Below are 25,784 nucleotides of genomic sequence, written 5' to 3' on the forward strand. Positions count from 1 at the left end.
GGGTGGGGTCGGTGGGGTGGGTCAGGGTGGGGGTGGGGGTGGGGTGAAGAGGCGGCGGATGACGGTGCGGGCGGCGGCGCGGGGGTCGGCTTCGACGTCGGGCGGCAGCGCGCCGGAGAGCCAGAGGGTGGCGAAGCCGTGCACGATCGACCAGGCGGCCAGCGCGTCCGTCCGCGCCTCGCCCGGGGCGGCCCGGCCCACCGGCAGCGCCGCCACGCCGAGGCGCAGTGCCGCGCCCGCGCGCTCCCGGGCTGCCCGCACCTCGGGGGCGTCGGCCCGGTAGAGGTCGGGGCGGAACATCACCTCGAAGTGCGCCCGGTGGCGGACGGCGAAGTCCACGTATGCCACCCCCACGTCGAGCAGGTCGTCACCGGCCGCGGTCAGGGCGGCGGCCAGCAGGTCGAACCCCTCGACGGCGAGGGCGGTGAGCAGCCCGGCCTTGTCGCCGAAGTGGTGGGTCGGGGCGGCGTGAGAGACGCCCGCGCGGCGGGCGAGGTCGCGCAGGCTGAGCGCCGCCGGGCCGGACTCCCCGATCGCCGTCACCGCCGCTGCGAGCAGGGCGCGTGGCAGGTCGCCGTGGTGGTAGGCGCGGGCGTCGGTCATGACACCAGCATATCTTTACGTTGACAAGACGGTCGTTCGGGTGGCTATCTTGTCAGTATAAAGATTTGCACCCGAGGAGGCCCGCATGGTTCCGTTGATCGCCCTGCTCGTCGGCACCGCCGTCGCGCGCCTGGCCGGGCTGGCCGGCGTGGCCGCGCTCGACGGCTGGCACCCCGCGCTCCGCGTCGGGCTGGCACTGCTGTTCGTGCTGACCGGCTTCGCCCACTTCACCTCACCCCGCCGGGAGGGCCTGATCGCCATGGTCCCGCCGCGCCTACCCCACCCGGGCACCCTGGTCACCGCCACCGGGGTGCTGGAGTTGGCCGGGGCCGCGGCGTTGTTGATCCCGACCACCGCCCGTCCGGCCGCCGCCGCGCTGGCACTGCTGATGGTGGCGATGTTCCCCGCGAACGTCTCGGCGGCCCGGCGCGGCCTGACCCTCGCCGGTCGACCCGTCACCCCCCTCGGCCCGCGCACGGCGCTGCAGATCCTGTACGTCGGAGTGGCCCTGACCATTTCGTTTGGCCCCTGATGATCCGGGAGCTAACATACTCACCGTGCAGATGGAACCACTGCCTGTCTATCCCGACGTGCTCCACAGCGTGCCGCTCGGCCGGCTGCTGTCGGTCGCCGGGCACCTCGCCGACCAGCACTGGGGGCGCTACCTGGCCGAGCACCACGGCCTGACCCCGGCCGGGATGCGGGTGTTGTTCACCCTCACCCACCTCGACGACGCCACCCACCGGGACGTCGCCGACCGCTGTTTCGTCCGGCCCGCCACCCTCACCGGGATCATCGACACCCTCGAACGGGACGGCTTCGTCGAGCGCCGCCGCGACGACGCCGACCGGCGCAGCGTCCGACTGGCGCTGACCGACAAGGGGCGCGAGCACACCCGGGCCCTGGTCGACCGGATGCACACCACCACCCCGCTCACCTCCGTCGACGCCGATCCGGCCCGACACGCGGTGATCCGGGATTTCCTGATCGAGGTCATCACGACCATGTCCGACGGGGAGGACAAGAGGTTGACAACACAGCACCAGGAAACGACCGACGACCCGAGGCCCGGGAGCCATCCGTGCTGATCAGTCTGCTGCGCCGCTACCTGCGGCCCTACCACCGGCCGCTGGGCGCGGTGGTGCTGCTCCAGTTCGTCGGCACGATGGCCTCGCTCTACCTGCCGAGCCTCAACGCCGACATCATCGACCTCGGGGTGGCCCGGGGCGACACCGACTACATCATCCGTACCGGCGGCTGGATGCTGCTGGTCAGCCTGGTGCAGATCGCCTGCTCGGTGGCGGCCGTCTACTTCGGCGCGCGCACCGCGATGGCCTTCGGCCGGGACGTCCGCGCGGCGATCTTCGGGCAGGTCAACCGCTTCTCCGCCCGCGAGGTCGCCCGCTTCGGCGCACCCTCGTTGATCACCCGCAACACCAACGACGTGCAACAGGTGCAGATGCTCGTCCTGATGAGCTGCACCATGCTGGTCGCCGCGCCGATCATGAGCGTCGGCGGGGTGGTGATGGCGCTGCGGGAGGACATCGGCCTGTCCTGGCTGATGCTGGTCAGCGTGCCGGTGCTCGCCGTCGCGCTGGGCCTGGTCATCCGCCGGATGGTCCCCGGTTTCCGGCTCATGCAGACCCGGATCGACACCGTCAACCGGGTGCTCCGGGAGCAGATCACCGGCATCCGGGTGGTCCGGGCGTTCGTCCGCGAGCCGTACGAGACACAGCGGTTCGGCGTGGCGAACGCGGACCTGACCGCCACCGCCCTGCGGGTCGGCCGGCTGATGGCGCTGATCTTCCCGGTGGTGATGCTGGTGCTCAACGTCTCCAGCGTCGCCGTGCTGTGGTTCGGGGCGCAGCGGGTCGACTCCGGGCAGATCCAGATCGGCGCGCTGACCGCCTTCCTGGCGTACCTGATGCAGATCCTGATGGCCGTCATGATGGCCACCTTCATGCTGATGATGGTGCCGCGCGCGGCGGTCTGCGCCGAACGCGTCACCGAGGTGCTGGACACCGAGTCCTCGGTGGTCCCGGCGGCCAACCCGGTCACCCGGGTCGACGGCCACGGTGAACTGGAGCTGCGCAGCGTGGCCTTCCAGTACCCGGGGGCCAGCGCACCGGTGCTGCACGACATCTCGTTCCGGGCCACCCCGGGCCGGACCACCGCCGTGATCGGGTCGACCGGCGCCGGCAAGACGACCCTGCTGACCCTGATCCCCCGGCTGGTCGACCCGACCGCCGGTGCGGTGCTGGTCGACGGGGTCGACGTACGGGAGCTGGCCCCGGAGGAGCTGTGGCGGCGGATCGGCCTGGTGCCGCAGAAGCCGTACCTGTTCACCGGCACGGTGGCGAGCAACCTGCGGTACGGCAACCCGGACGCCACCGACGACGAACTGTGGACGGCGTTGGAGATCGCCCAGGCCCGGGACTTCGTGGCCCAGATGACCGGCGGCCTGGAAGCCCCGATCGCGCAGGGCGGGACGAACGTCTCCGGCGGCCAGCGGCAACGGCTCGCCATCGCACGGGCGCTGGTCCGCAAGCCGGAGATCTACCTGTTCGACGACTCGTTCTCGGCGCTCGACCTGGGCACCGACGCCCGGCTGCGGGCCGCGCTGCGCCCGGTCACCGCCGACGCCGCGGTGGTGATCGTGGCGCAACGGGTCTCCACGATCATCGACGCCGACCAGATCATCGTGTTGGAGGACGGGGGCGTGGTCGGGATGGGCCGACACGACGAACTGCTCGAGGACTGTCCGACGTACGCCGAGATCGTGGCGTCCCAGCAGACGACGGGGGTGCCCGCGTGACCGCCGTACCCGAGCAGAAGAAGGCCCCGGAGGCGACCACGCCGGAGCGGCTCCCGGCCGCCGGCCGGCGCACCGGCGGCCCGCCGTGGATGAACGCCGGCATGCCGGCGGAGAAGTCGATGAACTTCGGCCCGTCGGCCCGTCGGCTGCTCGGCCGGCTGCGACCGCACCGGGCGTCGCTGACCGGCATCATCGCCCTGGCGGTGACCAGCGTCGGGTTCAGCGTGATCGGGCCGAAGATCCTCGGCCACGCCACCGACATCATCTTCGCCGGGGTGATCGGCCGGCAGTTGCCTGCGGGCAGCACCGTCGACCAGGCGGTCGCCGGGATGCGGGCCGCCGGCAACGACAACTTCGCCGACATGGTCGCCCGGATGGACGTGGTCCCCGGGGCCGGCATCGACTTCGACGCCCTGGGCCGGACGCTGCTGTTCGCGCTCGGTCTCTATGTCGCCGCCAGCCTGCTGATGTGGTGGCAGGGCTGGCTGCTCAACGGGGTGGTGCAGGCCACCGTGCTGCGGCTGCGCGCCGAGGTGGAGGAGAAGCTCAACCGGCTGCCGCTGCCCTACTTCGACCGGCAACCCCGGGGTGAGCTGCTCAGCCGGGTCACCAACGACATCGACAACATCTCGCAGACCCTGTCGCAGACGATGAGCCAACTGCTCACCTCGCTGCTGACCGTGGTGGGCGTGCTGGCGATGATGTTCTGGATCTCGCCGCTGCTGGCGCTGGTCGCGCTGGTCGCGGTGCCGCTGTCGGTGATCGTGACGCAGCAGATCGCCAAGCGGTCGCAGCAGAAGTTCATCGCCCAGTGGACCCACACCGGGGAGCTGAACGGCCAGATCGAGGAGGCCTTCACCGGCCACGAGCTGGTCAAGGTCTTCGGTCGCTCCCCGGAGGTGGAGGCCACCTTCCACGCCAAGAACGAGGAGTTGTTCCGGGCCAGCTTCGGCGCCCAGTTCATCTCCGGGATCATCATGCCGGCGATGATGTTCGTCGGGAACCTCAGCTATGTGGCGATCGCCGTGGTCGGTGGGCTGCGGGTGGCCTCCGGGTCGATGAGCCTCGGTGACGTGCAGGCCTTCATCCAGTACTCGCGGCAGTTCACCCAGCCGCTCACCCAGCTCGCCTCGATGGCGAACCTGCTCCAGTCCGGGGTGGCCTCGGCCGAACGGGTGTTCGCCGTGCTCGACGCCGACGAGCAGAGCCCCGACCCGGTGACCCCGGCCCGGGTCGCCGAACCGCACGGCCGGGTCGAGTTCGAGAACATCTCCTTCCGGTACGACCCGGACAAGCCGCTGATCGACGACCTGTCCCTGGTCGCCGAGCCCGGCCACACCGTGGCCATCGTCGGCCCCACCGGCGCCGGGAAGACCACCCTGGTCAACCTGGTGATGCGCTTCTATGAACTGGACGCCGGGCGGATCACCCTGGACGGGGTGGACATCACCACGCTGCGCCGCGACGACCTGCGCGGCCGGATCGGCATGGTGCTCCAGGACACCTGGCTCTTCGGCGGCACCATCCGGGACAACATCGCCTACGGCCGCCCGGACGCCACCGAGGAGGAGATCCTCACCGCCGCACGGGCCACCTTCGTGGACCGGTTCGTACGCAGCCTCCCCGACGGGTACGACACCGTGATCGACGAGGAGGGCAGCAACGTCAGCGCCGGCGAGAAGCAGCTCATCACCATCGCGCGGGCGTTCCTCGCGGAGCCGTCGCTGCTGATCCTGGACGAGGCGACCAGCTCGGTGGACACCCGCACCGAGGTGCTGCTGCAACGGGCGATGGCGGCGCTGCGCTCCGACCGGACCAGCTTCGTCATCGCGCACCGGCTCTCCACCATCCGCGACGCCCACCTGATCCTGATGATGGAGAACGGCCGGATCGTCGAGCAGGGCACCCACCAGCAACTGCTCGCCGCGCGGGGGGCGTACCACCGGCTCTATCAGGCGCAGTTCGCCGCCGCGACGGTCGACGACGGGGCCGCGCCGGCACCGGTCGGGGGCTGAGCGACGCACCGGTGCGGGGGCCGGGGGGCGTCGTCCCCCGGCCCCCACGCCGTCAGCGGGGCGGGAGCAGTTCCGCCGAGCGGGCCGCGACCACCGCGCCGACCAGTCCCACCGCGTCCGCCGCCGGCATCGGGTCCAGCGCCCGGCCGTCGCGCAGGCGCAGGGCGACCGCGTCGACGGCCGCCTCCCGGGCACCGACCACCCCGACGTACGGCACCCGGCGGCGCGACGCGTCCCGGACCCGGGCGCCCAGCGAGCCGGCGGCGTCCACCTCGACCCGTAGCCCCGCGTCGACCGCCCGACGGGCCAACCGGGCCACCGCGTCGGCCTGCCCGGCGTCGACCGGCAGGAGCAGCAGTTGGACCGGGGCGTACCAGGGTGGGAACGCGCCCTGGTGCACCTCGATCAGGTAGGCGAAGAGCCGTTCCATGCTCCCCACCAGGCTGCGGTGCACCAGCACCGGCCGCCGCCGGGCACCGGACGGGTCGGTGTAGGACAGGTCGAACTTCTCCGGCTTGTCGAAGTCGAGTTGCACGGTGGAGAGGGTCGACTCCCGACCGGCCGCATCGACGATCTGGATGTCGATCTTCGGGCCGTAGAAGGCGGCCTCGCCGGGTGCCTCCTCGTGCTCCACCCCGTCGAGCGCGGCGCGCAGCAGCTCCTCGGCGCGGGCCCAGGACGCGTCGTCCCCGACGTACTTCGCCCCCGACCCGCGCAGCGACAGCCGGAACCCGGCCGGGCGGACGCCGAGCGCGGCGTGCGCCTCCCGGATCAACCGCAGGATCTCCCGGACCTCGTCGCCGACCTGCTCCAGGGTGCAGAAGTTGTGCGCGTCGTTGAGCGAGATGGCCCGCACCCGGGACAGCCCGCCGAGCACCCCGGACCGCTCCGCCCGGTACATCCCGCCCAGCTCGCCGACGCGCAGCGGCAACTCCCGGTAGGAGCGCCCACGGGCCCGGTAGACCAGCGCGTGGTGCGGGCAGAGCGCCGGCCGGAGCACGAACTCGTCGTCGGCGCTCAGCCGCATCGGTGGGAACATCTCGTCGGCGAAGTAGCCGAGGTGCCCGGACAGCGCGAACAACTCCCGTTTGCCCAGCGGCGGGGAGTAGACGTGCTGGTAGCCCGCCCGGCGCTCCAACTCGCGGACGTACTCCTCGACGGCGTGCCGGGCCGCCGCGCCGGCCGGCAGCCAGATCGGCAGCCCGGCCCCGGCCAGCGGATCGGAGACGAACAGGTCCAGCTCCCGGCCGAGCCTACGGTGGTCGATCATGTCGCGCTCCTTGATCGGGTACGACCCGGAGGCGACCTCCCCCGAAACGCCGCGAGGCCCCGGGCGGATCGCCCGGGGCCTCGTCGACGGTGAACGTCAGTGCGGCACGTCGGGATCTCCCGACGTCGTGGTCACCACCGCACTGCGCATACCGGCACCGTACGACCCCGGCGACGCCCGGCGCGAGCGCTTTTCCGGCCGGCGGCCGATCGGCACCCCTCCGACCTGCGCTCTTCCGGACGACGGCGACCGGTCAGCGCTTCTCGCAGGCGACCTTGTCCTTGTCCCGGTCCAGGTGGGTGTTCTTCGCATAGACCGAGTCCGACACGGTGAAGTTCGTGACCGGCTTGGTGCTGCCCCGGACCTTGTCCTTCGCGCCCTTCTTGCCCACCCCGTGCTTGTACTTCTTGTTCAACGCGGTGCAGTTCTTGTACTTCGTCGCCGCCGCCTCGGCCGGGCCGGTCACGACGACGAGGGTGCTGCCGAGCGCCAGGGTCACGACGAGCGCGCCCCGCAGCAGGGTGGAAACCATCTACGAGCCTCCGAAAGGGATATCGGTTGAGCCCGGGACGCTATCCGAGCGATGCTGGCGAGCGGGGCGTGCTGTCCCCGGGCCGACAGCCGATGTGCCCGAACGACGATCACCCCTCGGCCGGTGGCGGCACGACGCCGCTCCGACGGCGGCAGGCGTCGTACGACCCGTGCCGCCGACCACCGGGAAGGGGGAGACTGCCCGGCTCGTCCGTGGGGCGGGTGGCCGGTGGGGCTGGGGCGGACGGCCCCGGTTCGACCCGCCGAACCGGTCGTCGCCCGCGCGGCTGGGGTCAATGACCGGGTCTGCGCCGGTGGCGGCGATACGGTAGGCCACAGTTGCCATCGTCAGAATCGACAGAAGTCATGATCGACAATTGTCATCCGGGGCCGGCGGAGAACCGATGCCCTCCCATGGAGCGTTTCCGCTGGTCGGAGCAGAAATCCGGGCGGAGATTAGGAGGGTCGCCGGCACGGGACCTGCCGGCGACCCACGGCGGCCCGCTCGTCAGGAACGGGGGACCCGACGGGGATGGGGCCGCGTACCCAACGGTACGCCGACGATCCCCGATCCGCCGACCCCCTCCGGGCGGCGAGCGGCGAGCGGCAGACGGCGAGCGGCAGACGGCAGGTGGCCCTGCACCCCGCTACCGGTGGCACACGGCACGCAGTCGCGCTGTCGTCCCCGGTGGTGTCCGTGGTCACCACCGGGTGGTCCGGTCGTCGGTGCCGGGGCAGCCACCGGGAGGCTCGGTGCCTGGAATCGGCCCTGACCGGCGAGGTGGCAGTCGTGCCCGAGCTTCTCACTGATGTCGCATCGCCCCTGCTGGCGTACCTGTTGCTGATGGGTCTGCTCATCGCGGACGCCTTCGTGCCGGTCATCCCGACCCAGGCCGTCATGATCACCGGGGGCGCGCTCACCGTGGTGGGCGGGCTGAGCCTGCCGCTGACCATCGGCGTCGGGGCGCTCGGCGTCTTCGTCGGCGACCTGGCCTGCTACCTGCTCGGCCGCAGCGCACCGGACCGGCGGCGGGCCCGGCACGTGGACCCGGGTCGGGCCCGCCGGGTCGCCGGGCTTGTCACCCGGGGACTGCGCCGCCCCGGGCCGCTGACCATCCTGCTCTGCCGATTCGTGCCCGGGGGCCGGATGGCGGCCTGCTTCTCCGCCGGCCGCAGCCGCTACCCGTACCGGCTGTTCCTCTGTTACGAGGCGCTGGCGGCCGTCGGCTGGGCCAGCTACGGGGCCCTGGTCGGCCACCTCGGCGGCACCGCGCTCACCGGATCGGCCTGGCGGTTGGGGCTGGTCGCGGCAGCGGCGGCGGCCGGGTTCGGGGCGGCCGGCTGGACGATGACCCTGCTCAGCGCCCGCGCCGCCAGCAGAGAAACCCCCACCGACCTGAGCGCGTCCACACCCCCGCCGGTATAAGGTTTGCTTATATTGAAGGGGTGTGGGACATCAGACTGCATCCTGAGGTGGAGGCGTGGTTTCTCAAGCTGTGTCGCGTCGATCCCACAAGCGCGGATCTGGTCAGCGAAGCCATCGATCTTCTTGCCGAACATGGCCCTGCACTGGGACGTCCGTTGGTGGACCGTCTCAAGGGTAGTTCGTTTCACCACATGAAGGAACTACGGCCGGGGTCGAGCGGTACCACGGAGATCAGGATGGTCTTCGCCTTCGATCCGCAACGCGAGGCGGTCTTTCTGGTCGCTGGCGACAAGTCGGGACAGTGGCAGAGTTGGTACCAGAAGGCCGTCCCGCTCGCCGACGCCAGATTCGGGGAGCATCTGATCGCACTGAAGGAAGCGCAACGATGAGCAACGGATCCGACTGGCGTGAGGTCAAGGCCAAGGCCCGCGAGCTCGACCCCTCCTGGGAAGACCCCGAGCGGATCGCCCGGCGCGGCCGGTTCCGCGAAAAGATGCTCGCCTCGGTGAGCGGCGCGCAACTGGCCGAGATCCGCCGGCAGCTCGGCATGACCCAGCAGCAACTCGCCGAGGCATCCGGCCTGTCCCAGGCCAGGATCAGCCAGATCGAGACCGGCGAACACACCAGCCTGGAGACCCTTCGCGCGTACGTCACCGGACTTGGCGGTCAGGTGGACGTGGTCGCTCGCATCGGGAACATCCAACTCAACGTGGCCTGAGATTCCACCGCCGGTCGGCTTGTCGGTCGACCGGCACCGCACGTCAACCTCCGATCCGGCTGACATCGCACGGTCGGGCGTCGGTCAACTGCTCGACCGACGCCCGCCGGGTCACCGGGTCATTCGAGTTCGTGGAGCATGAGCTGGCGGGCCGCCTCGGTGATCGAACCGGACAGGCTCGGGTAGATGGTGATGGTCTGGGCCAGCTCGTTGACGGTGAGGTTGTTCTCGATCGCCATGGTGATCGGCAGGATCAGCTCGCTGGCCTTGGGGGCCACCACCACCCCGCCGACCACCTGGCCGGTGGACGGGCGGCAGAACAGCTTGACGAAGCCGTCCGCCAGGTCGTCCATCTTCGCCCGGGCGTTGCCGGTCAGCGGCAGCATCACCTGGCGGGCCAGGGTACGACCGGAGTCCGCCTCGTCCTGGGAGACGCCGACGGTGGCCAGCTCCGGGTCGGTGAAGACGTTCGCGGCGACGGTCCGCAGCCGCAGCGGCCGGACCGCCTCGCCGAGGGCGTGCCACATCGCGATCCGGCCCTGCATGGCGGCGACACTGGCCAGCGGCAGGACGCCGGTGCAGTCGCCGGCGGCGTAGATGCCGGGGACGTTGGTACGCGACACCCGGTCGACCGTGACGTAGCCGCCCTTGGCCAGCTCGACGCCGTACTCGGCCAGGCCCAGTCCGGCGGTGTTCGGGATCGAGCCGACGGCGATCAGGGCGTGCGAACCGGCCACCACCCGCCCGTCGGAGAGCACCACCTCGACGCCGTCGCCGACCCGCCGGACCGCGTCCGCCCGGGAGTTGTTGAGGATGCTCATGCCCCGGCTGCGGAAGACCTGCTCGATGGCCATCGCCGCGTCGGCGTCCTCGTGCGGCATCACCCGGTCCCGGCTGGAGACCAGGGTCACCTCGACCCCCATCGCCTGGTAGGCGCTGGCGAACTCGGCGCCGGTGACGCCGGAACCCACCACGATCAGGTGCGCGGGCAGCTCGGGCAGGTCGTACACCTGCCGCCAGGTGAGGATGCGCTCCCCGTCGGGCAGCGCGGTGGGCAACTGGCGCGGGGTGGCGCCGGTGGCGACCAGCACGGTGGACGCGGCGATCGAGTATTCCTCACCGCCGTCGGCCGGGGTGACGACGACCCGGTGGGTGTGACCGAGGGTGTCCTCGCCGAGTCGGGCGGTGCCCGCGACGAAGGTCACCCCGGCCTTGAGCAGCTTGGCGTGGATGTCGGCGGACTGGGCCAGGGCGAGCCGCTTCACCCGCCCGTGCACGGCCCGGGCGTCGACCGTGACCGCCTCCAGACCGTCGGAGTGGATGCCGAACTCCTCGGTGTCCCGGTAGCCGGTCACCACCTCCGAGCTGGCGATGAAGGTCTTCGACGGGACGCAGTCGGAGAGCACGCAGGCACCCCCGGCGCCGTCGGCCTCCACCACGGTGACGTCGGCGTCCAGCTGGGCGGCGACCAGTGCCGCCTCGTAGCCGGCCGGCCCCCCGCCGATGATCACGATGTGGCTCACAGCCCTCGCCCTTCCTCGGTGCTCACAGTGACTTTCTTCTCCCGAACCCGTGCGACACGCACCGTCGTATTCTCCCCCACCCGTCCGCCGGGCTATCGTCATCGCCGTGCGTCACTACGCGGCCTACGGCTCAAACCTGGACCCCGCCCGGATGCGGGCCTACTGCCCGCATTCGCCGATGGTGGGCATCGGCTGGCTGGAGGGGTGGCGGCTGACCTTCGCCGGCGAGGACGTGATCGGCTGGGAGGGTTCCGTCAGCACCGTGGTCGAGTCCCCGGGCGACCGGGTCTTCGTGGCGCTGTACGACATCGACCCCTACGACGCCGCCCAGCTCGACGAGTTGGAGGGCGTCACCGCCGGCACGTACCGCAGGCTCACCGTGCGGGTCTCGACGTTGGACGGTGACGTGACCGCCTGGGTGTACGTCTTCGACGGCTACGAGGGTGGTCTGCCGACCGCCTGGTACCTGTCGGAGATCGCGAACGCCGCCGAGAAGGCGGGCGCACCCGACGACTACGTCTCCGAGCTGCGGTCCCGCCCCACCGGCACCGCCTCGGCGTAACGCGTGTCGCACCCGTCCAGTGTGCTACCGGCGTCGGCGACGTCCGACAGCGACCCCGGCGGGCGTCACGCGGCGCACACCGGGCGCCCGGTCAGGCGGCGGCGGGCACGCTCCGCTCGTACAGGTCGATCCAGCGGGTGTCGCGTAGGCCCACGGAGCGGTAGAGGGTGACCGGGGCGGTCGGGTTGGCCAGGTCGACGCCGAGCCCGGCGTGGCCCCGGCCCTTGGCCGCGTAGACCGCGAACGCCCGTCGCAGCAGCGCCGCCCCCACCCCGCGCCGCCGGTACGCGGGCAGCACCGACAGGGTGCGTACCCAGCCCATGTCCTGCTCCACCGCCTGGTCGGACGAGTTCAGCGCGCCGGCCGGCGCACCGTCGACCTCGGCGAGGAACCACTCGTCCCAGACCCGCCCGCCGTCGGTGAGCCGGTCCCGCCAGCCCTCGAAGCCGACCGGCTCGTAGTCCGGGGTGTCCCGGAAGGCGGTGTCGTGGATCCGGTGGAACAGCCGCAGGTCGACCTCGTCGTCGGGGCGCAGCGACCGGACGGTCACCCCGGGCGGGGGTGGCGGCTCGGCGGGCAGGTCGGCCAGCGACCGGCCCATCCGCACGTACCGTTTGACCCGGGTGAAGCCGGCGGCGGTCAGCTCGCCCGCCCAACGGGTCTCCGGCGCGCAGACGGACGCGCGGGCGGTCAACGCGGGCCGGCCCCGTTCGGCGGCCCGTTCGGCGACCCGGCGCAGCATCCGGTCGAGCAGCACGGCCCGCAGCGCCATCGCGCGCTCCGGATCGACGAAGACGTCCAGGTATTCGCGGCCCACCCCGGTCGGGTTGTCCACCAGCGTCCAGCCGACGACCTGCTGATCAGGATCGGTCAGCAGCCAGGAGTCGCGTTGCGGGTCGAAGAACGGCGCGGTCAGCGCCGCCCGGACGTCGTCGGCGTCGAAGTCGGGATGGCCGATGGCGAACGTGTCGGCGGCGTGCACCACGGCGAGCAGCGCGGGCACGTCGTCCAGGGTGGGGCGGCGGGCGGTCCAGCCGGCGGGGAGCGTCACGCCGCAGATCCTGGCAGCCCGCCGGCGGGACCGCCGCCGATTTTCGCCGCCGCCCGCCCCGGACCGACCGCCGCAACGCCCGCCCGTCGGCCGGCCGGCCGGCCGTGCAACGAGCGGCCGGTGGGTCCCGGTGGTGCGGCCGCCGGCCAGGGAGCGGTCGGCGCAGAGCCGACGGCCGGGCCCCGCTAGCTGGCCGCGCCGGCCCGCAGCCGCGCACGGACGTCGGTGAGCAGCTCGATCAACTCCCGGCCCTCGGCCGGGCGGAGCGCGCCGAATCCGGCCGAGGTCAACCGGTCGGTCACCGCCTCGGCCCAGAGCCGCCGCCGCACCAACGGCCCGACCGGCGGGTAGGGCGGGGACCACCCGCACGCCGCCGCCCCGGCCTCCCCCTCCGGCCCGGCCAGCACCGCCTCCAGCGGTGTCATCCCGGCCGCCCGCACCGCCAGCAGGTACGCCCCGGCGAAGTGCTCCCGCAGCAGCATCAGCGCCACGGCCGCGCGGGCGCCCTCGGCATGCTCGGACAGCGGCATGGCCCGCCAGGCCGCGAAGAGCGGCATGCCGGTCGCGTCGGCGGCGGCCACCACCCGTTCCAGCAGGGCGGTCAGCCGGGGCGTGCCGGGCAGGTCGTCGAGGTGCTGGGCGCCCCACCGGCAGCACTCGGTCAGGTTCGCGGTGGCCACCTCCAGGGGCCGGACCACCCGGACGGCGGTGTCCCACCCGTCGGCGACGGCTTCCGGGGCGAGGAAGCCGAGCGCCGCCGCCACCGTCTCGGCGCGGATGTCCCCCAACGCGCCGGCCCGCCCGGTGACATAGAACGCCCAGCCGGGAATGCCCATCATCCTGGCCCGTCGCAGGGTCCCCGGGCAGCGGCTGAACAGCTCTCCCAGCTCCAGCACGGCGGGTTTGCTGCCGGCGGCGACCTGTTCCGGCGTCATTCCGACCGCCCGATGCACGCATTCATCGTGCTCAGTCTGCCTCGCCACCGCCAGCCGTGGCATCCCCCTCTTCGGCGTCCGCCGCCTCGATCACCCCCTCGACCTCCCCGGTGCGGCGGCGGGCGGCGGTGAGGGTCCGCTCGGCCGCCCGGCGGGCCAGTTTGGCCCGGCTCAGCTCCTGTTCGGCGCCGGCCCGACGACGTTCCAGTTCGGCCAGTTCCCGCTCGATGCGGTCGAGCGCGTCGACGCCCTCCCGCTCGGCCGTCGCCGCGCCGTCCAGCTCCCGTTCCGCCTGCCGCTGGGCGGCCCGCGCCGCCACCAGCTCCCGGTCCAGGGCCCGGCGGCGCTTCGCCCGTTCGGCCCGGGCGGCCCGCGCCGCCGCCCGCTCGCCACGGTCCCGTCGCCCACCGCCCCGGTCCACGTCCCGCTCCGGTACGGAGGCCACCTCCGCCCCGCCGCCGGTGGCCTCCCCGGCGGCACCGCCGGGGACCAGCCGTAGCTGGGGGCGGGGCACCTCACCGAACCCGGAGTGGTGCACCGCCCGCAGCAGCCGCCCGGAACGGACCTGCCCGGCCACCTCGGTGTCGGCGAGCGCGGCGTGCAGGGTGGCCTCGACCTCGGCCAGCGGCAACCGGGCGGCGGGCGGTGCGTCGGGAATGTCGGCGGCGATCCGGCGTACCTCGGCGACCAGCGCGGCGACCAGCCCCCGCCGTTGGGCGGACAACTCCCGCAGCCGGCCCCCCTTGAGGTCGCGCTGGGCGGTGCGCAGCGCCTCGGCCAGCGGCCCGAGGTCGGCGACCAGTTCGGGCCGGTCCAGGGCGAGCAGGTTCACCAGCCAGGCCGCCACGGTGGGCCGTTTGCACCGGGCGAGCACCCGGGCGGTGGCGACGTCCCCGGCCCGGCGGGCCTCGGCGACGGCGGCGTCCCGGGCGGCGACGAACCGGTCGGGCGGGGTGCGGTAGAGCTGCCGGGTCAGCGCGGATTCGTCGGCGGCCACGGCTCAGGCGTCGATCCGGCTGCCCGGCTCCAGCCGCTGGTAGTCGGTCCGGGACAGCGCGGTGTACTGCCGGTCCAGCACGCCGTACCCGTTGTCGTTGAGCAGCGCGTCGTGCAGCGCGTACGCCCGGCGGGGGGCGACCGCCCGGATGAAGTCGACCACCTCGGAGAACTTCGACCACGGGGCGTGGATCGGGGCGAAGAGCGTGTCCACCTCGACGCCCTCGGGGACGTGCAGCGCGTCGCCGGGGTGGTAGACCGTGCCGTCGACCAGGTAGCCGATGTTGTCCACCACCGGGATGTCGGGGTGGATGACGGCGTGCCGGCCGCCGACGGCGCGTACCGGGATGCCGGCGGCGGTGAACGTGTCGCCGGGGGTGACCGGGGTCAGTGCCGTCGCCGCGTCGCCGAGGACGGCACCGAGCGCGGCCGGCCCGTACACCGGGATCGGTTCCCGGTCCAGCCGGCGGGTGAGCGCGGCCACGTCGAGGTGGTCGGGGTGCTCGTGGGTGACCAGCACCGCGTCCGCCCCGTCCAGCGCCGCCGACTCGCTGAACACGCCCGGGTCGACGACCAGCACCGCCCCGTCGCGTTCGATCCGTAGACAGGAGTGCGAATACTTGGTGAGCCGCATCGTGACTCCTCGCTTATCGAATCGTGATGTCCTCAGCGCAGTCTGCCGGAACCGGGGCGGCAGCGCGCCGCGTCCGAGTTATCGCCGGCGAAACCGGCGTACGGACGACGACGGGAGCGGGGATGACATTGAGGACAGCGGCCGGTGGGGCGCGGGCCCTGGCGGCGATCGGGTTGGCGGCACTGCTGCTGGCCGGGTGCGGGGCCGCCGACCGGAGCAGCGAATCGGCCGACTCCGGTGGGGCGGCACCGGCCGAGAAGGCACCGGCGCGGGGAGCCCCGGGCGGGGCGGCGCCGGACCGCGACGCGGCGGCGGGGCAGGCCGGTACGGGTGCCCCGGACCTGCGGGTCGACCAGCGGGCGATCATCTACACCGGAACGATGCGGGTGCAGGTGGACGACGTGGAGGCGGCGGCCCGGCGGGCGGTGGACGCGGTCACCGCCACCGGGGGATTCGTCGGCGGGGACCAGCGCCGCAGCGTCGACGCGTCCGCCCAGGCGGAGCTGGAACTGCGGGTGCCGGCGGCGAAGTTCTCCCCGCTCGTCGAGGAGCTGGCCACCTACGGGCGGCAGCAACGCCGCGAGATCCGTACCCAGGACGTCACCGAGGAGACCGTCGACCTGGACGCCCGGATCATCACCCAGCGGGCCCGGGTGGACAGCGCCCGCCGGTTGCTGGCCCGGGCCAACACCGTGCCGGAGCTGGTCTCGTTGGAGAACGAGGTGACCCGCCGGGAGGCGGACCTGGCCTCGCTGGAGGCGAAGAAGCGTCGGCTGGCCGACCTGACCGCCCTCTCCACGATCACGGTGACCTTCGTCGGCCGGGACGCCTCGACGGCCGACGAGGAAGAGGAGGACCGGACCGGGTTCATGGTGGGTCTGCGGGGTGGCTGGACGGTCTTCCTCGCCTCGATGGGCGTGCTGCTCACCGTGCTCGGGGCGCTGCTGCCCTGGTTGCTGCTCATCGGGGTGCCCGTGACGGCGGCCGTGGTGCTGCTGCGTCGGCGACGCCAACGGCGGCGGCCCGCGCCACCGGTGGGACCGGTGGGCGGGGGCCGTCCGCCGACTCCTACCGGACCGCCGCCAGTGCCCGCAACGCGGTCTGCACCATGACGCGCACCCCGACCGGGATGGCCCGCTCGTCGACGTCGAAGGACGCCCGGTGCAGGTCCACGGTGGGGCCGCCGGCGCGGCCCACGCCGAGCCGGGCCAGCGCCCCGGGGACGTGTTCGAGATACCAGGAGAAGTCCTCACCGCCCATGCTCTGCGGCGTCTCCGCGATCCCCTCGGGGCCGAGCGCGGCGGCGGTGGCGGCGGTGAGCACGCCGATGGCGCGGGCGTCGTTGCTGACCGGCGGCCGACCCCGCAGGTATTCCAGGTCGACCGTCGCGCCGGTGGGCGCGATGACGTCCCGGACGACCTGAGCGACGATCTCGGGGGCCCGCTCCCAGGTGTCGCGGTCCATCACCCGCAGGGTGCCGGCCGCGCACGCCTCGGACGGGATGACGTTGTAACGGGTGCCGGCCGAGGCGTGGCCGAACACCAGCAGCAGCCCGCTGTTGGCCGGCACCCGGCGGTTGACCAGGGCCGGAACCTCGGTGACCAGCCGGCCGAGCGCATCGACCAGGTCGACGGTCAGGTGCGGGCGGGCGGTGTGGCCGCCCGGCCCGGTCAGCTTCACGGTGACGTTGTCGGCCGCCGCGGTGATCGGGCCGACCCGCAGCCCCACCCTGCCCACCGGCTGGTTGGGGTCGCAGTGCAGCGCGAAGATCTGCACCACGTCCTCCAGGCCACCGGCCTCGATGACCTCCAGCGAGCCGCAGGGCAGGATCTCCTCCGCGGGCTGGAAGATCAGCCGGACCCGGCCGTCGAGCTGGCCGGCGTCGGCGAGTTGGGCCAGCAGCATGCCGACGCCGAGCAGCACGGCCGTGTGCACGTCGTGGCCGCAGGCGTGGCATACCCCGTCCACCGTGGACCGGTAGGGGACGTCCTTCACGTCGGTCAGCGGCAACGCGTCGATGTCGGCACGGAGCGCGACGACCGGGCCGTCGGGCCGCCCGTCGACGTCGCAGATCACCCCGTTGCCCTTGGGTAGCAGTCGGGGGTGCAGCCCGGCGAGGGTGAGCTCCCGGGCGATCAGCGCCGCCGTCTCGAACTCCTCGCCGGAGAGTTCCGGGTGGGAGTGGAGGTGGCGGCGGGTAGCGATCAGGCCGGGTACCCGCAGGGCGAGCAGGTGATCCAGATCGTGGGGCAGGGGCTGGGACCCGGACGGTGCCTCCGCCCAGGACGACGCCAGCTGGCTGCCGTTGGGCAGCGTCAACGCACTCGTCACGTCGAATTCTCGATCACTAGGAATGGATGGATCATCGGGGAGGACAGCAGACAGCCTAGACCTCCGACGGTGACGCTGCGCAACCTCGTTACGGTAGCGATCAGAGCGCACAGCGTCACGTAAGCCCTGGTAGGAGGGCTCGAATATCTGCGGGACAGCAGGTAGATCGCGGTCGGACGCCGTCATCTGCCCCCCACCTCCTACAACGCGTAACCGATTGGGCGGTCGCGAAATCGGCGTCGATCCGGGGCCGTCGTACCCGAATTGTCGCATTGGTCGCCCGGATCGACTGCCGGTCGGACAATTAGCCGACGACCCCGGGTGGGCGGTCGATTCCAGACCGTGACACGACGTCCCCGGACGCGCCCGGACATGCTGTCCGTCCCGTTCACCACTCAGGTTTACCCAGGAAGCCCGCAGGCACACGCGTCGCCCCGGAGAGCCGCCACGCACCCGGGCGGCCCAGCACCGGCACACCGCGCGCTGTCACCGACGGTAGCCCCGCACCCCTCGCCTGGCGACCCCTACCGGTCCCGGCACGACGACGACGGCGACCCCTGCCGGCGTCGGTACGCGCCGGCAGGGAGTCGCCGTGAAGTCACCCACCGTGTCCCGCCCGCCCGGCGGGGTGAGGGTCAGAAGCGGTCGCTCGGGCGGTACGTCCCCCAGACCTGGCGCAGCAGCCCGCAGACCTCGCCCACCGTGGCCCTGGCCCGCAGCGCCTCCTTCATCGGGTAGAGCACGTTCTCGTCACCCTCGGCGGCGGCCCGCAACTCGGCGAGGGCCCGGTCGACCGCGTCGGCGTCCCGCTCGGCCCGCAGCTTGGCCAGCCGCTCCGCCTGGGTCGCCTCGATCGTCGGGTCCACCCGCAGCGGCTCGTACGGCTCCTCGGTGTCGATCTGGAACCGGTTCAGCCCGACCACCACCCGCTCACCCGCGTCGATCTGCTGGGCGAACCGGTAGGCCGACTGCTCGATCTCCCGCTTCTGGAACCCGGCCTCGATCGCGTCCACCGCCGAACCGTGGTCGAAGACCCGGTCCATCAGGTCGTTCGCCGCCGCCTCGATCTCGGCGGTCATCGCCTCCACCACGTACGACCCGGCGAACGGGTCGACGGTGGCGGTCAGGTCCGTCTCGTACGCCAGCACCTGCTGGGTGCGCAGCGCCAGCCGGGCGGCCTTCTCGGTGGGCAGCGCGATCGCCTCGACGAAGCTGTTGGTGTGCAGCGACTGGGTGCCGCCGAGCACCGCGCCGAGCCCCTGGATGGCGACCCGGACCAGGTTCACCTCGGGTTGCTGGGCGGTGAGCTGCACCCCGGCCGTCTGGGTGTGGAAGCGCAGCATCATCGACTTCGGGTCCTTCGCGCCGAAGTCGTCACGCAGCAGCCGGGCCCAGATCCGCCGGGCGGCGCGGAACTTCGCGACCTCCTCCAGCAGGGTCGTGCGGGCGACGAAGAAGAACGACAGCCGGGGGGCGAAGTCGTCCACCGCCAGCCCGGCGGCCAGCGCCGCCCGGACGTACTCCACCCCGTTGGCCAGGGTGAACGCGATCTCCTGCGCGGGCGTCGCGCCGGCCTCCGCCATGTGGTAACCGGAAATGGAGATGGTGTTCCACTTCGGCACCTCCTTGCGGCAGTACGCGAAGGTGTCGGCGACCAGCCGCAGCGACGGCTTCGGCGGGAAGATGTACGTCCCCCGGGCGATGTACTCCTTGAGGATGTCGTTCTGGATGGTGCCGTTGAGCGCCGAGCCGGACAGGCCGTTCTCCTCGGCGACGAGCTGGTAGAGCAGCAGCAGCACCGAGCCGGGGGCGTTGATGGTCATCGAGGTGGAGACCTTGTCCAGCGGGATGCCGGCGAAGAGCAGCCGCATGTCCTCGATGGAGTCGATCGCCACCCCGACCTTGCCCACCTCGCCGCTCGCGATGGCGTCGTCGGAGTCGTAACCCATCTGGGTGGGCAGGTCGAAGGCGACCGAGAGGCCCATGGTGCCGGCCCGCAGCAGCTGGTGGTAGCGCGCGTTGGACTCGGTCGCGGTGCCGAAGCCGGCGTACTGCCGCATCGTCCACGGCCGGGAGGTGTACATCGTCGGGTAGACCCCCCGAGCGTACGGGAACTGGCCCGGCTCACCGAGCCGGGAATCCAGCTCCGGGGGGAGGTCCGCAGCCGTGTAGACACCCTTGATGGGGAACCCCGACTCGCTCGCCCGCGCTTCGCTCATCCACGGATGGTAGGACGCGAGGGGGCACCGGTGGGGTGAGGGATGGCGCACATCTCGGTTCGGCATCGGTCGACGGCAGGTGAACGGCCGGGTACACACCGTTCGACTTGGCGGTCGGTACCGTCGGGTAGGACAAAGGTCCGCCGCGTCGGGTTTCGCATCGGGCGTCGGAACCAGCAAGATAGAGGCGTTGTGTCCCAGCCCCCTCGACTTTCCCGGTGGCTTTTCTGTGACTCAGATCCCGACGTGGAGCGGCGGACCAGTGAGTCCCCCCAACGGACGCGCGGCGCCCGGCACCACCATCGGTGGCCGGTACTCGCTGCGCTCCTCGGTGGGCAACGGCGGCATGGGCACGGTCTGGCGCGCGACAGACACCCTGCTGCGGCGCGACGTGGCGGTCAAGGAGGTCGTCCTGCCGCCCGGGTTGGCCCCCAGCGACCGGGACGCGATGTATGAACGCACCCTGCGCGAGGCCCGCGCCGCCGCCGCGATCCAGCACCCGGCCGTGGTCCAGGTGTACGACGTGGTCACCGAGGGTGGCCGCCCGTGGATCGTGATGGAGCTGCTGGACGCCCGCAGCCTCGCCGACATGGTGATCGAGGACGGCCCGGTGGCCGGGCGGGCGGTCGCCAAGATCGGCATCGCGCTGCTCGGCGCGCTGGAGGTAGCGCACGCCAACGGGGTGCTGCACCGCGACGTCAAGCCGGCGAACGTGCTGATCTGCACCGACGGCCGCTGCGTGCTGACCGACTTCGGGGTGGCCCGGATGCCCACCGACGTCCAGCTCACCACCCCCGGGATGGTGCTCGGCTCGCCGCACTTCATCTCCCCCGAGCGCGCCATGGGGCAGGATTTCGGCCCACCCAGCGACCTGTTCTCCCTCGGCGTGACGCTCTACACGGCCGTCGAGGGGCGTCCCCCGTTCGACAAGGGCGACCCGATCGAGACCATGCACGCGGTGGTCGAGGACCCACCGGCCACCCCCCAGCGCAGCGGCCCGCTGACCCGGGTGCTGATGGGTCTGCTGGAGAAGGACCCGGCCCGCCGGCTGGACGTACACACTGCCCGGGCGATGCTGCGCGAACTGCTCGCCGGCCCGCTGACCAGCACGGCGACCGCGGTCAACTCGGTCACCGACCCGTACGCGGTGGTGCCGGCGCAGCGCCCGTCGGCACCACCGGCCATCGCCGCGCCGCCGGCCGAGCCGAAGCCGAGCGGGCAGATCGGCGGCCGGGCGATGCTGGCCGCCGGCGAGTCGCTGACCGACCGGCTGGCGAAGCTGCGTCGGGGTGAACGCCCCAAGCCGGTGGTGACCTCTGCCGCCGCCCTCGACGACACCAGTGCCGACGCGCTCGCCGGCCCGCTGCACACCCCGACCGGCGCGATGTCGGCGCCGGGCGGGCCCACCGCCGGTGCGCTGCCGACCGGCCCGACCGCCGGGACGTACGGCAGGACCGAGGCCACCCAGCGGATCACCCCGGGTGCCGCCCCGGAGGCCACCCAGCGCATCGGTGGCGGCACCGCCGACGCCACCCAACGCATCGGTGGGCACCCGGACGCCACCCAGCGGATCGGCGGGGGCACCGAGACCGGCCGGGCCGGTTACGGGGCCGCGGAGCCCACCCAGGCCATCTACGGCGGCGGGAGCCCCGAGCCGACCCAGGCGGTGTACGGCGGGCAGTGGTCCATCCCCGGCACCGGCCAGTCCTGGACCTCGCCGCCCCCGCCGCCGGGCGGGGGTGAGGGTGGCGCGCTCGGCCGGGCGAAGGGTGCCGGCGGTCGACTCGTCGGCACGGTCAAGGGCTGGCCGCGCAAGCTCCAGCTCGCGGCGGCCGGCGGGCTCGCGGTGGTGCTGCTGATCGGCGCGGTGGCGCTGTTCGGCGGCGGCGACCCGGAGCCGACCCCTCCCCCACAGGCCGGCCCGAGCGCACCGGCTGCCGGTGGCGGCGAGCTGCCGCCGATGCAGGAGCACAGCGCCCGGGGCATCCGGGTGAACGTGCCGAAGGGCTGGCAGAAAGCGACCGGCGGGGTCTACATCGACTACGTCGACCCGCAGGACAAGGGGCGCAAGGTGCGCATCCTCACCGAGAAGTTCAGTGGCTCCTCGAGCCGTTGGGCCGAGGTGGCGGAGAACGGTCTGCAAAACCGGACGAGTTCCTGCGCCAAGCCCTACGAGCAGTTGGCGATGGGCGAGAAGAACCTGGCCGGCAAGTCGGCCGCCGAGTTCGAGTACACCTGCGGCGACGGCGGCGACAAGCGGCACGGGGTGTGGCGCGGGGTGGTGCACGAGGGAAAGGTCTACTCGTTCTATCTGACCGCCAACGATGCCAAGTTCACCGAGAGCAAGCCGATCTTCGACGAGATGGTCAAGTCGTTCCAGCTCACCGGGGCCAGCTGAGCCGGATCGTGCGGCGGACCGGGCCGGGTCGCACCACGAGGTGATCCGGGTCGACCGGACGCGGTGATCCGCCGCCGTGCTATCAAGAGGCATGGCGGCGGAAAGCACTGACCTCGACCGGATTCGCGACCAGGCTCGACGCTGGCTCGACGACGACCCCGACCCCGCCAGCCGGGACGAGCTGCGGGCCGTGCTCGACCGGCTACCGGCCAGCGCGCCGGAGCTGGCCGACCGGTTCGCCGGCCCGCTGACCTTCGGCACGGCCGGGCTGCGCGGCCCGCTGCGCGCCGGGCCGAACGGCATGAACCTCGCGGTGGTCACCCAGGCGGCGGCCGGGCTGGTCGGCTGGCTCGCCGCCGAGGGTGGCGAAGGTCCGCTGGTCATCGGGTACGACGCCCGGCACGGTTCCCGGGAGTTCGCCGAGCGCACCGCCCAGGTCGCCACCGGTGCGGGCCGGCCGGCGCTGCTGCTGCCCCGGCCGCTACCCACCCCCGTGCTGGCGTACGCGGTGCGCAAACTGGGCGGGGTGGCCGGGGTGATGGTGACGGCCAGCCACAACCCGCCGCAGGACAACGGCTACAAGGTCTACCTGGGTGCCCAGCTCGGTGGGGCGCTCGGCGCGGGCGCGCAGATCGTGCCGCCCGCCGACGCCGGCATCGAGGCGGCCATCCGGGCGGTAGGCCCGCTGGCGCAGGTGCCGCTGGGCCCACCCGGCCAGTTGCTCGGTGACGACCTGGTCGCCGCGTACGTGGAGCGGGCCGTCGCGGTGATCGCCCCGGGCGGACCGCGTGACCTGCGGGTGGCGTACACCCCGTTGCACGGGGTGGGTGCGGCGGTGCTGACCGCGACCTTCGCCCGGGCGGGTTTCCCGACCCCCGGGGTGGTGCCCGACCAGGCGGAGCCGGACCCGGCCTTCCCCACCGTCAGCTTCCCCAACCCGGAGGAACCCGGCGCGGTGGACCGGTTGGTGGCCCTCGCCGACGCCACCGACGCCGACCTGGCGATCGCCAACGACCCGGACGCCGACCGCTGCGCGGTGGTGGTCCGCCAGCCGTCGGCCCCGCAGGAGCCCGCGCCCTCGGCGGCTCCGGTGCCGGCCGGCGGCCCGGAGTCGGCGGGCAGCGCGGGATCGGCAGGCGGGGCGGGATCGGCGGGCGGGGCGGGATCGGCGGACGGCGCGGGATCGGCGGGCAGCGCGGGATCGGCGGGCAGCGCGGCGTCGGCGGGCGGGGCGGGGTGGCGGATGTTGCGCGGGGACGAGGTGGGGGTGCTGCTCGCCGACCACCTGATGCGGCGCGGCGTCGACGGCCTGTACGCCACCACGATCGTGTCGTCGTCCCTGCTCCGGGCGATGTGCGCGGCCCGGGGCCGGGCCTACGGCGAGACGTTGACCGGGTTCAAGTGGATCGTCCGGGCCGGGGGTGGGACGCCTCCCCTGGCGTACGGCTACGAGGAGGCGCTGGGCTACTGCGTGGCCCCCGAGCACGTGCGGGACAAGGACGGCATCACCGCCGCGCTGACCGTCGCCGAGCTGGCCGCCGGCCTGAAGGCGCAGGGGCGCACCCTGACCGACCGGTTGGACGAGCTGGCCGCCGAGTTCGGCGTGCACCACACCGACCAGTTGTCGATCCGGGTGGACGACCTGCGGATCATCGCCGACGCGATGGCCCGGGTCCGGGCGGCCACCCCGACCACGCTGCTCGGTGCGCCGGTCACCGAGGCGCAGGATCTGCTGCCCGCCGCCGACGTGGTGATCCTGCGTACCGCCGCCGCCCGGGTGGTGATCCGCCCCTCGGGCACCGAGCCGAAGCTCAAGGCGTACCTGGAGGTGGTGGAGCCGGTCGGCGACGGTGACGTGCCGGCGGCCCGCACCCGCGCAGCGGCGGCGCTCACCACGCTGCGCGCCGAGGTCGCCACCGCCCTCGGCATCTGACACCGCCCCGCCGCGTCTCCAGCCGTACGCCCTGCCGCGTGTTCAGCCGCGCGCTTCGCCGCGTGTCCAGCGCATGATCAACTCATTGTGGCCGATTTGGCGGTATCCGAGCGGGGTGGATACCGCTAAATCGGCGATATTGTGCGGCCTCACCCACCGAATCGGCCGACCGCGATATGCGCTCTCGGCCGGGATGCGGCGCACCCTGCCGCACGATCAACTCAATGTCGCCCATATAGCGGTATCCGAGCCTTGGGATACCGCTATATGGGCGACATGGCGCAACTCTGCCCCCGATTTCCGCGCGCGACCCGAGGCGGGGTGATGGGGGCTCGATTCGGCCCGGCCCGCCGACCCGGGAACCAGAAACGCGATCCACCTCGGGTTCGGTGGGCAGCCAGCGGGGGCCGGCGGGGCGATCATGCTCGGGAACGGCAACCGGTCGCCCGGGACCGGCACCAATCTCACCCCGTGTCATCTCTTGCCCACAGAGCGCTCGCGCGATTAGCATCAGCGCATCGCTCTCGCCATTTACCTGACGTCACCGGTATGCATTCCCACTGATGTTGCATCGGCGGCGGCCCGTTGTTTCATTCAGGACGGAAAGGTGTTGCACGGTGCGTGAAACACACAGTTCGACGGTGCCCCGACGGCAACTCGGCAGACTGCTCACCCAACTCCGGGAGGACGCCCACCTCAGCATCGACGCGGCGGCTGGCGAGCTGGACTGCTCCCGGCAGAAGCTCTGGCGGATCGAGCGGGGCCTGACCTCGGCCAAGACACCGGACGTCCGGGTGCTCTGCGAGCTGTATCAGGCCACCCCCGACCAGGCGAGCGTGCTGCTCGGGCTCGCCGAGGTGAGCCGGGCCGAGGGGTGGTGGCACGCGCACGGCAGCGCCGTGCCGTCCTGGTTCTCGCCCTACGTCGGGCTGGAGAACGTCGCCAGCAGCATTCGTCACTACAACGCCGAGCTGGTGCCGGGGCTGTTGCAGACCCCCGGCTACGCCACCGCGCTCTTCCAGCACAACCGGCCCGAGCTGGGCGAGGAGGAGCGGAAAAGGGCAGTGAGCTTCCGGATCCAGCGGCAGGGGCTGCTGGCCCGGCGACTGCCGCCGGCCCCCGCGCTGACGGTGGTCCTCAGCGAGGCGGTGTTGCGCCGTCCGGTGCCGGGCCGGTCGGTGATGGCCGACCAGCTCCGGCACCTGCTGGCCGTCGGCGAGCGGCACAACATCACCGTCCGGGTGCTACCGCTGGCCGCCGGGCCGCCGCTGGCCGCCGAGGCCGGCACCTTCGTGCTGCTCGACTTCCCGCCCTCGGTGCTCGGCAGCCCGTCCGAGCCGCCGACCGTCTATGTCGAAGGGCTCACCGGCGCGCTCTACCTCGACCAGCCAGCCGAGATCGCCGCCTACGAGCGCGTCTGGCAGGGGCTGGATTCCCTCGCCCTCGACGCGCAACAATCGACGGAGCTGATCGACGCGATCCGGGGAGAGTGCCATGAGTGACCTGACCGACGCCCGCTGGCGCACCAGCACCCGCAGCGGCACCAACGGCGGCGACTGCGTCGAGGTGGCCGACAACCTCGCCGGCATCGTCGGCATCCGGGACAGCAAGGACCCGACCGGGCCGGCCCTCACCGTCGCACCCACCGCCTGGTCCGCCTTCGTCACCGACGTCAAGGCCCACCGACTCACCCGCTGACCGGGCGACAATCGACCGCCTGCCGGCCCGACCCCGTCAGACCGGCAGCACGAGCGGACCGCAGCACGAGCGGACCGGCAGCACGAGCGGACCGACGACACGAGCAGACCGGCAGCACGCCCGGCG

Annotated in this window: 22 protein-coding genes and 2 pseudogenes; 14 read left to right on the plus strand and 10 right to left on the minus strand. The window is 72.7% G+C overall.

Annotated features, from left to right (window positions below; translation table 11 throughout):
- Nucleotides 1–21: 21 nt before the first annotated feature.
- The gene (locus tag GA0070216_RS28845) at nt 22–603 is read right to left on the minus strand and encodes a TetR/AcrR family transcriptional regulator (RefSeq protein WP_091252681.1); all 582 of its coding nucleotides are present in this window, start codon (nt 601–603) and stop codon (nt 22–24) included.
- An 85-nt stretch (nt 604–688) separates the two neighbouring features.
- Between GA0070216_RS28845 and GA0070216_RS28850 the strand changes: the two genes are divergently transcribed.
- The 4 genes from GA0070216_RS28850 (at nt 689) to GA0070216_RS28865 (ending at nt 5,433) form a co-directional block, all read left to right on the plus strand.
- A complete protein-coding gene (locus GA0070216_RS28850; protein ID WP_091252684.1) occupies nt 689–1,135 on the plus strand; it encodes a DoxX family protein in 447 nt (148 codons plus the stop codon).
- A 31-nt stretch (nt 1,136–1,166) separates the two neighbouring features.
- Nucleotides 1,167–1,691, plus strand: a complete 525-nt coding sequence (locus tag GA0070216_RS28855) for a MarR family winged helix-turn-helix transcriptional regulator (RefSeq protein ID WP_091252685.1) — start codon at nt 1,167–1,169, stop codon at nt 1,689–1,691.
- On the plus strand, nt 1,685–3,418 hold the full coding sequence (locus GA0070216_RS28860; RefSeq protein ID WP_091252687.1) for an ABC transporter ATP-binding protein: 1,734 nt from the start codon (nt 1,685–1,687) through the stop codon (nt 3,416–3,418). Before GA0070216_RS28855 ends, GA0070216_RS28860 begins: the two co-directional genes overlap by 7 nt.
- 89 nt (nt 3,419–3,507) lie before the next feature.
- Nucleotides 3,508–5,433 carry an ABC transporter ATP-binding protein gene (locus tag GA0070216_RS28865; RefSeq protein WP_091252853.1) on the plus strand — a complete coding sequence of 642 codons (1,926 nt, stop codon included), beginning with the start codon at nt 3,508–3,510 and terminating at the stop codon, nt 5,431–5,433.
- A gap of 52 nt (nt 5,434–5,485) precedes the next feature.
- On the opposite strand, the gene thrS is transcribed toward GA0070216_RS28865, so the two are convergent.
- Both thrS and GA0070216_RS28875 read right to left on the minus strand, forming a co-directional pair.
- Nucleotides 5,486–6,703 (minus strand): threonine--tRNA ligase, encoded by a 1,218-nt coding sequence (gene thrS / locus GA0070216_RS28870; protein WP_091252689.1) that lies wholly within the window; start codon nt 6,701–6,703, stop codon nt 5,486–5,488.
- 253 nt (nt 6,704–6,956) lie between these two features.
- Nucleotides 6,957–7,235 (minus strand): excalibur calcium-binding domain-containing protein, encoded by a 279-nt coding sequence (locus GA0070216_RS28875; protein WP_091252691.1) that lies wholly within the window; start codon nt 7,233–7,235, stop codon nt 6,957–6,959.
- Nucleotides 7,236–8,024: 789 nt separating this feature from the next.
- Between GA0070216_RS28875 and GA0070216_RS28880 the strand changes: the two genes are divergently transcribed.
- The 3 genes from GA0070216_RS28880 to GA0070216_RS28890 are packed head-to-tail and all read left to right on the plus strand — an operon-like array spanning nt 8,025 to nt 9,378.
- Nucleotides 8,025–8,660, plus strand: a complete 636-nt coding sequence (locus tag GA0070216_RS28880; protein WP_091252855.1) for a DedA family protein — start codon at nt 8,025–8,027, stop codon at nt 8,658–8,660.
- A gap of 20 nt (nt 8,661–8,680) precedes the next feature.
- Nucleotides 8,681–9,049, plus strand: a complete 369-nt coding sequence (locus GA0070216_RS28885) for a type II toxin-antitoxin system RelE/ParE family toxin (protein ID WP_091252694.1) — start codon at nt 8,681–8,683, stop codon at nt 9,047–9,049.
- Nucleotides 9,046–9,378, plus strand: a complete 333-nt coding sequence (locus tag GA0070216_RS28890; protein WP_091252696.1) for a helix-turn-helix domain-containing protein — start codon at nt 9,046–9,048, stop codon at nt 9,376–9,378. Before GA0070216_RS28885 ends, GA0070216_RS28890 begins: the two co-directional genes overlap by 4 nt.
- A gap of 119 nt (nt 9,379–9,497) precedes the next feature.
- Here GA0070216_RS28890 and GA0070216_RS28895 read toward each other — a convergent pair whose 3' ends face one another.
- On the minus strand, nt 9,498–10,901 hold the full coding sequence (locus tag GA0070216_RS28895; protein WP_091252698.1) for an NAD(P)H-quinone dehydrogenase: 1,404 nt from the start codon (nt 10,899–10,901) through the stop codon (nt 9,498–9,500).
- A 106-nt stretch (nt 10,902–11,007) separates the two neighbouring features.
- Between GA0070216_RS28895 and GA0070216_RS28900 the strand changes: the two genes are divergently transcribed.
- Nucleotides 11,008–11,463, plus strand: a complete 456-nt coding sequence (locus GA0070216_RS28900) for a gamma-glutamylcyclotransferase (protein ID WP_091252700.1) — start codon at nt 11,008–11,010, stop codon at nt 11,461–11,463.
- A gap of 91 nt (nt 11,464–11,554) precedes the next feature.
- Here the strand turns inward: GA0070216_RS28900 and GA0070216_RS28905 are convergent, their stop codons facing one another.
- The 4 genes from GA0070216_RS28905 to GA0070216_RS28920 form a co-directional block, all read right to left on the minus strand.
- Nucleotides 11,555–12,514, minus strand: coding sequence for a GNAT family N-acetyltransferase (locus tag GA0070216_RS28905; protein WP_091252702.1), 960 nt, complete (start codon nt 12,512–12,514; stop codon nt 11,555–11,557).
- Nucleotides 12,515–12,699: 185 nt separating this feature from the next.
- Nucleotides 12,700–13,449, minus strand: a complete 750-nt coding sequence (locus tag GA0070216_RS28910; RefSeq protein WP_091252704.1) for an SCO6745 family protein — start codon at nt 13,447–13,449, stop codon at nt 12,700–12,702.
- Nucleotides 13,450–13,480: 31 nt separating this feature from the next.
- Nucleotides 13,481–14,446, minus strand: a complete 966-nt coding sequence (locus GA0070216_RS28915) for a hypothetical protein (RefSeq protein ID WP_091252707.1) — start codon at nt 14,444–14,446, stop codon at nt 13,481–13,483.
- 3 nt (nt 14,447–14,449) lie between these two features.
- The gene (locus tag GA0070216_RS28920; protein ID WP_091252710.1) at nt 14,450–15,079 is read right to left on the minus strand and encodes an MBL fold metallo-hydrolase; all 630 of its coding nucleotides are present in this window, start codon (nt 15,077–15,079) and stop codon (nt 14,450–14,452) included.
- 122 nt (nt 15,080–15,201) lie between these two features.
- On the opposite strand from GA0070216_RS28920, the gene GA0070216_RS28925 reads away from it, so the two are divergent.
- The gene (locus tag GA0070216_RS28925) at nt 15,202–16,191 is read left to right on the plus strand and encodes a DUF4349 domain-containing protein (protein ID WP_091252713.1); all 990 of its coding nucleotides are present in this window, start codon (nt 15,202–15,204) and stop codon (nt 16,189–16,191) included.
- On the opposite strand, the gene GA0070216_RS28930 is transcribed toward GA0070216_RS28925, so the two are convergent.
- Nucleotides 16,148–17,410, minus strand: coding sequence for an amidohydrolase (locus tag GA0070216_RS28930; RefSeq protein WP_091252716.1), 1,263 nt, complete (start codon nt 17,408–17,410; stop codon nt 16,148–16,150). The genes GA0070216_RS28925 and GA0070216_RS28930 overlap by 44 nt on opposite strands.
- Before the next feature lie 635 nt (nt 17,411–18,045).
- The gene (locus GA0070216_RS28935) at nt 18,046–19,629 is read right to left on the minus strand and encodes an acyl-CoA mutase large subunit family protein (protein ID WP_091252718.1); all 1,584 of its coding nucleotides are present in this window, start codon (nt 19,627–19,629) and stop codon (nt 18,046–18,048) included.
- 229 nt (nt 19,630–19,858) lie between these two features.
- On the opposite strand from GA0070216_RS28935, the gene GA0070216_RS28940 reads away from it, so the two are divergent.
- From GA0070216_RS28940 to GA0070216_RS28960, 5 genes and pseudogenes are all read left to right on the plus strand, one after another.
- Nucleotides 19,859–22,027 (plus strand): serine/threonine-protein kinase, encoded by a 2,169-nt coding sequence (locus GA0070216_RS28940; protein WP_091252721.1) that lies wholly within the window; start codon nt 19,859–19,861, stop codon nt 22,025–22,027.
- A gap of 91 nt (nt 22,028–22,118) precedes the next feature.
- Nucleotides 22,119–23,090 (plus strand): annotated as a pseudogene (locus tag GA0070216_RS36500) (phosphohexomutase domain-containing protein); the annotation flags it as partial.
- A gap of 168 nt (nt 23,091–23,258) precedes the next feature.
- Nucleotides 23,259–23,960: pseudogene (locus tag GA0070216_RS36505) on the plus strand (phosphohexomutase domain-containing protein); the annotation flags it as partial.
- A 617-nt stretch (nt 23,961–24,577) separates the two neighbouring features.
- Complete coding sequence (locus GA0070216_RS28955) at nt 24,578–25,462, plus strand: helix-turn-helix domain-containing protein (protein ID WP_245722805.1); 885 nt, start codon at nt 24,578–24,580, stop codon at nt 25,460–25,462.
- Nucleotides 25,455–25,658, plus strand: a complete 204-nt coding sequence (locus GA0070216_RS28960) for a DUF397 domain-containing protein (RefSeq protein WP_091252727.1) — start codon at nt 25,455–25,457, stop codon at nt 25,656–25,658. Before GA0070216_RS28955 ends, GA0070216_RS28960 begins: the two co-directional genes overlap by 8 nt.
- Nucleotides 25,659–25,784 lie beyond the last annotated feature (126 nt).

Source organism: Micromonospora matsumotoense (assembly GCF_900091525.1).
GTDB classification, from domain to species: Bacteria; Actinomycetota; Actinomycetes; order Mycobacteriales; family Micromonosporaceae; genus Micromonospora; species Micromonospora matsumotoensis.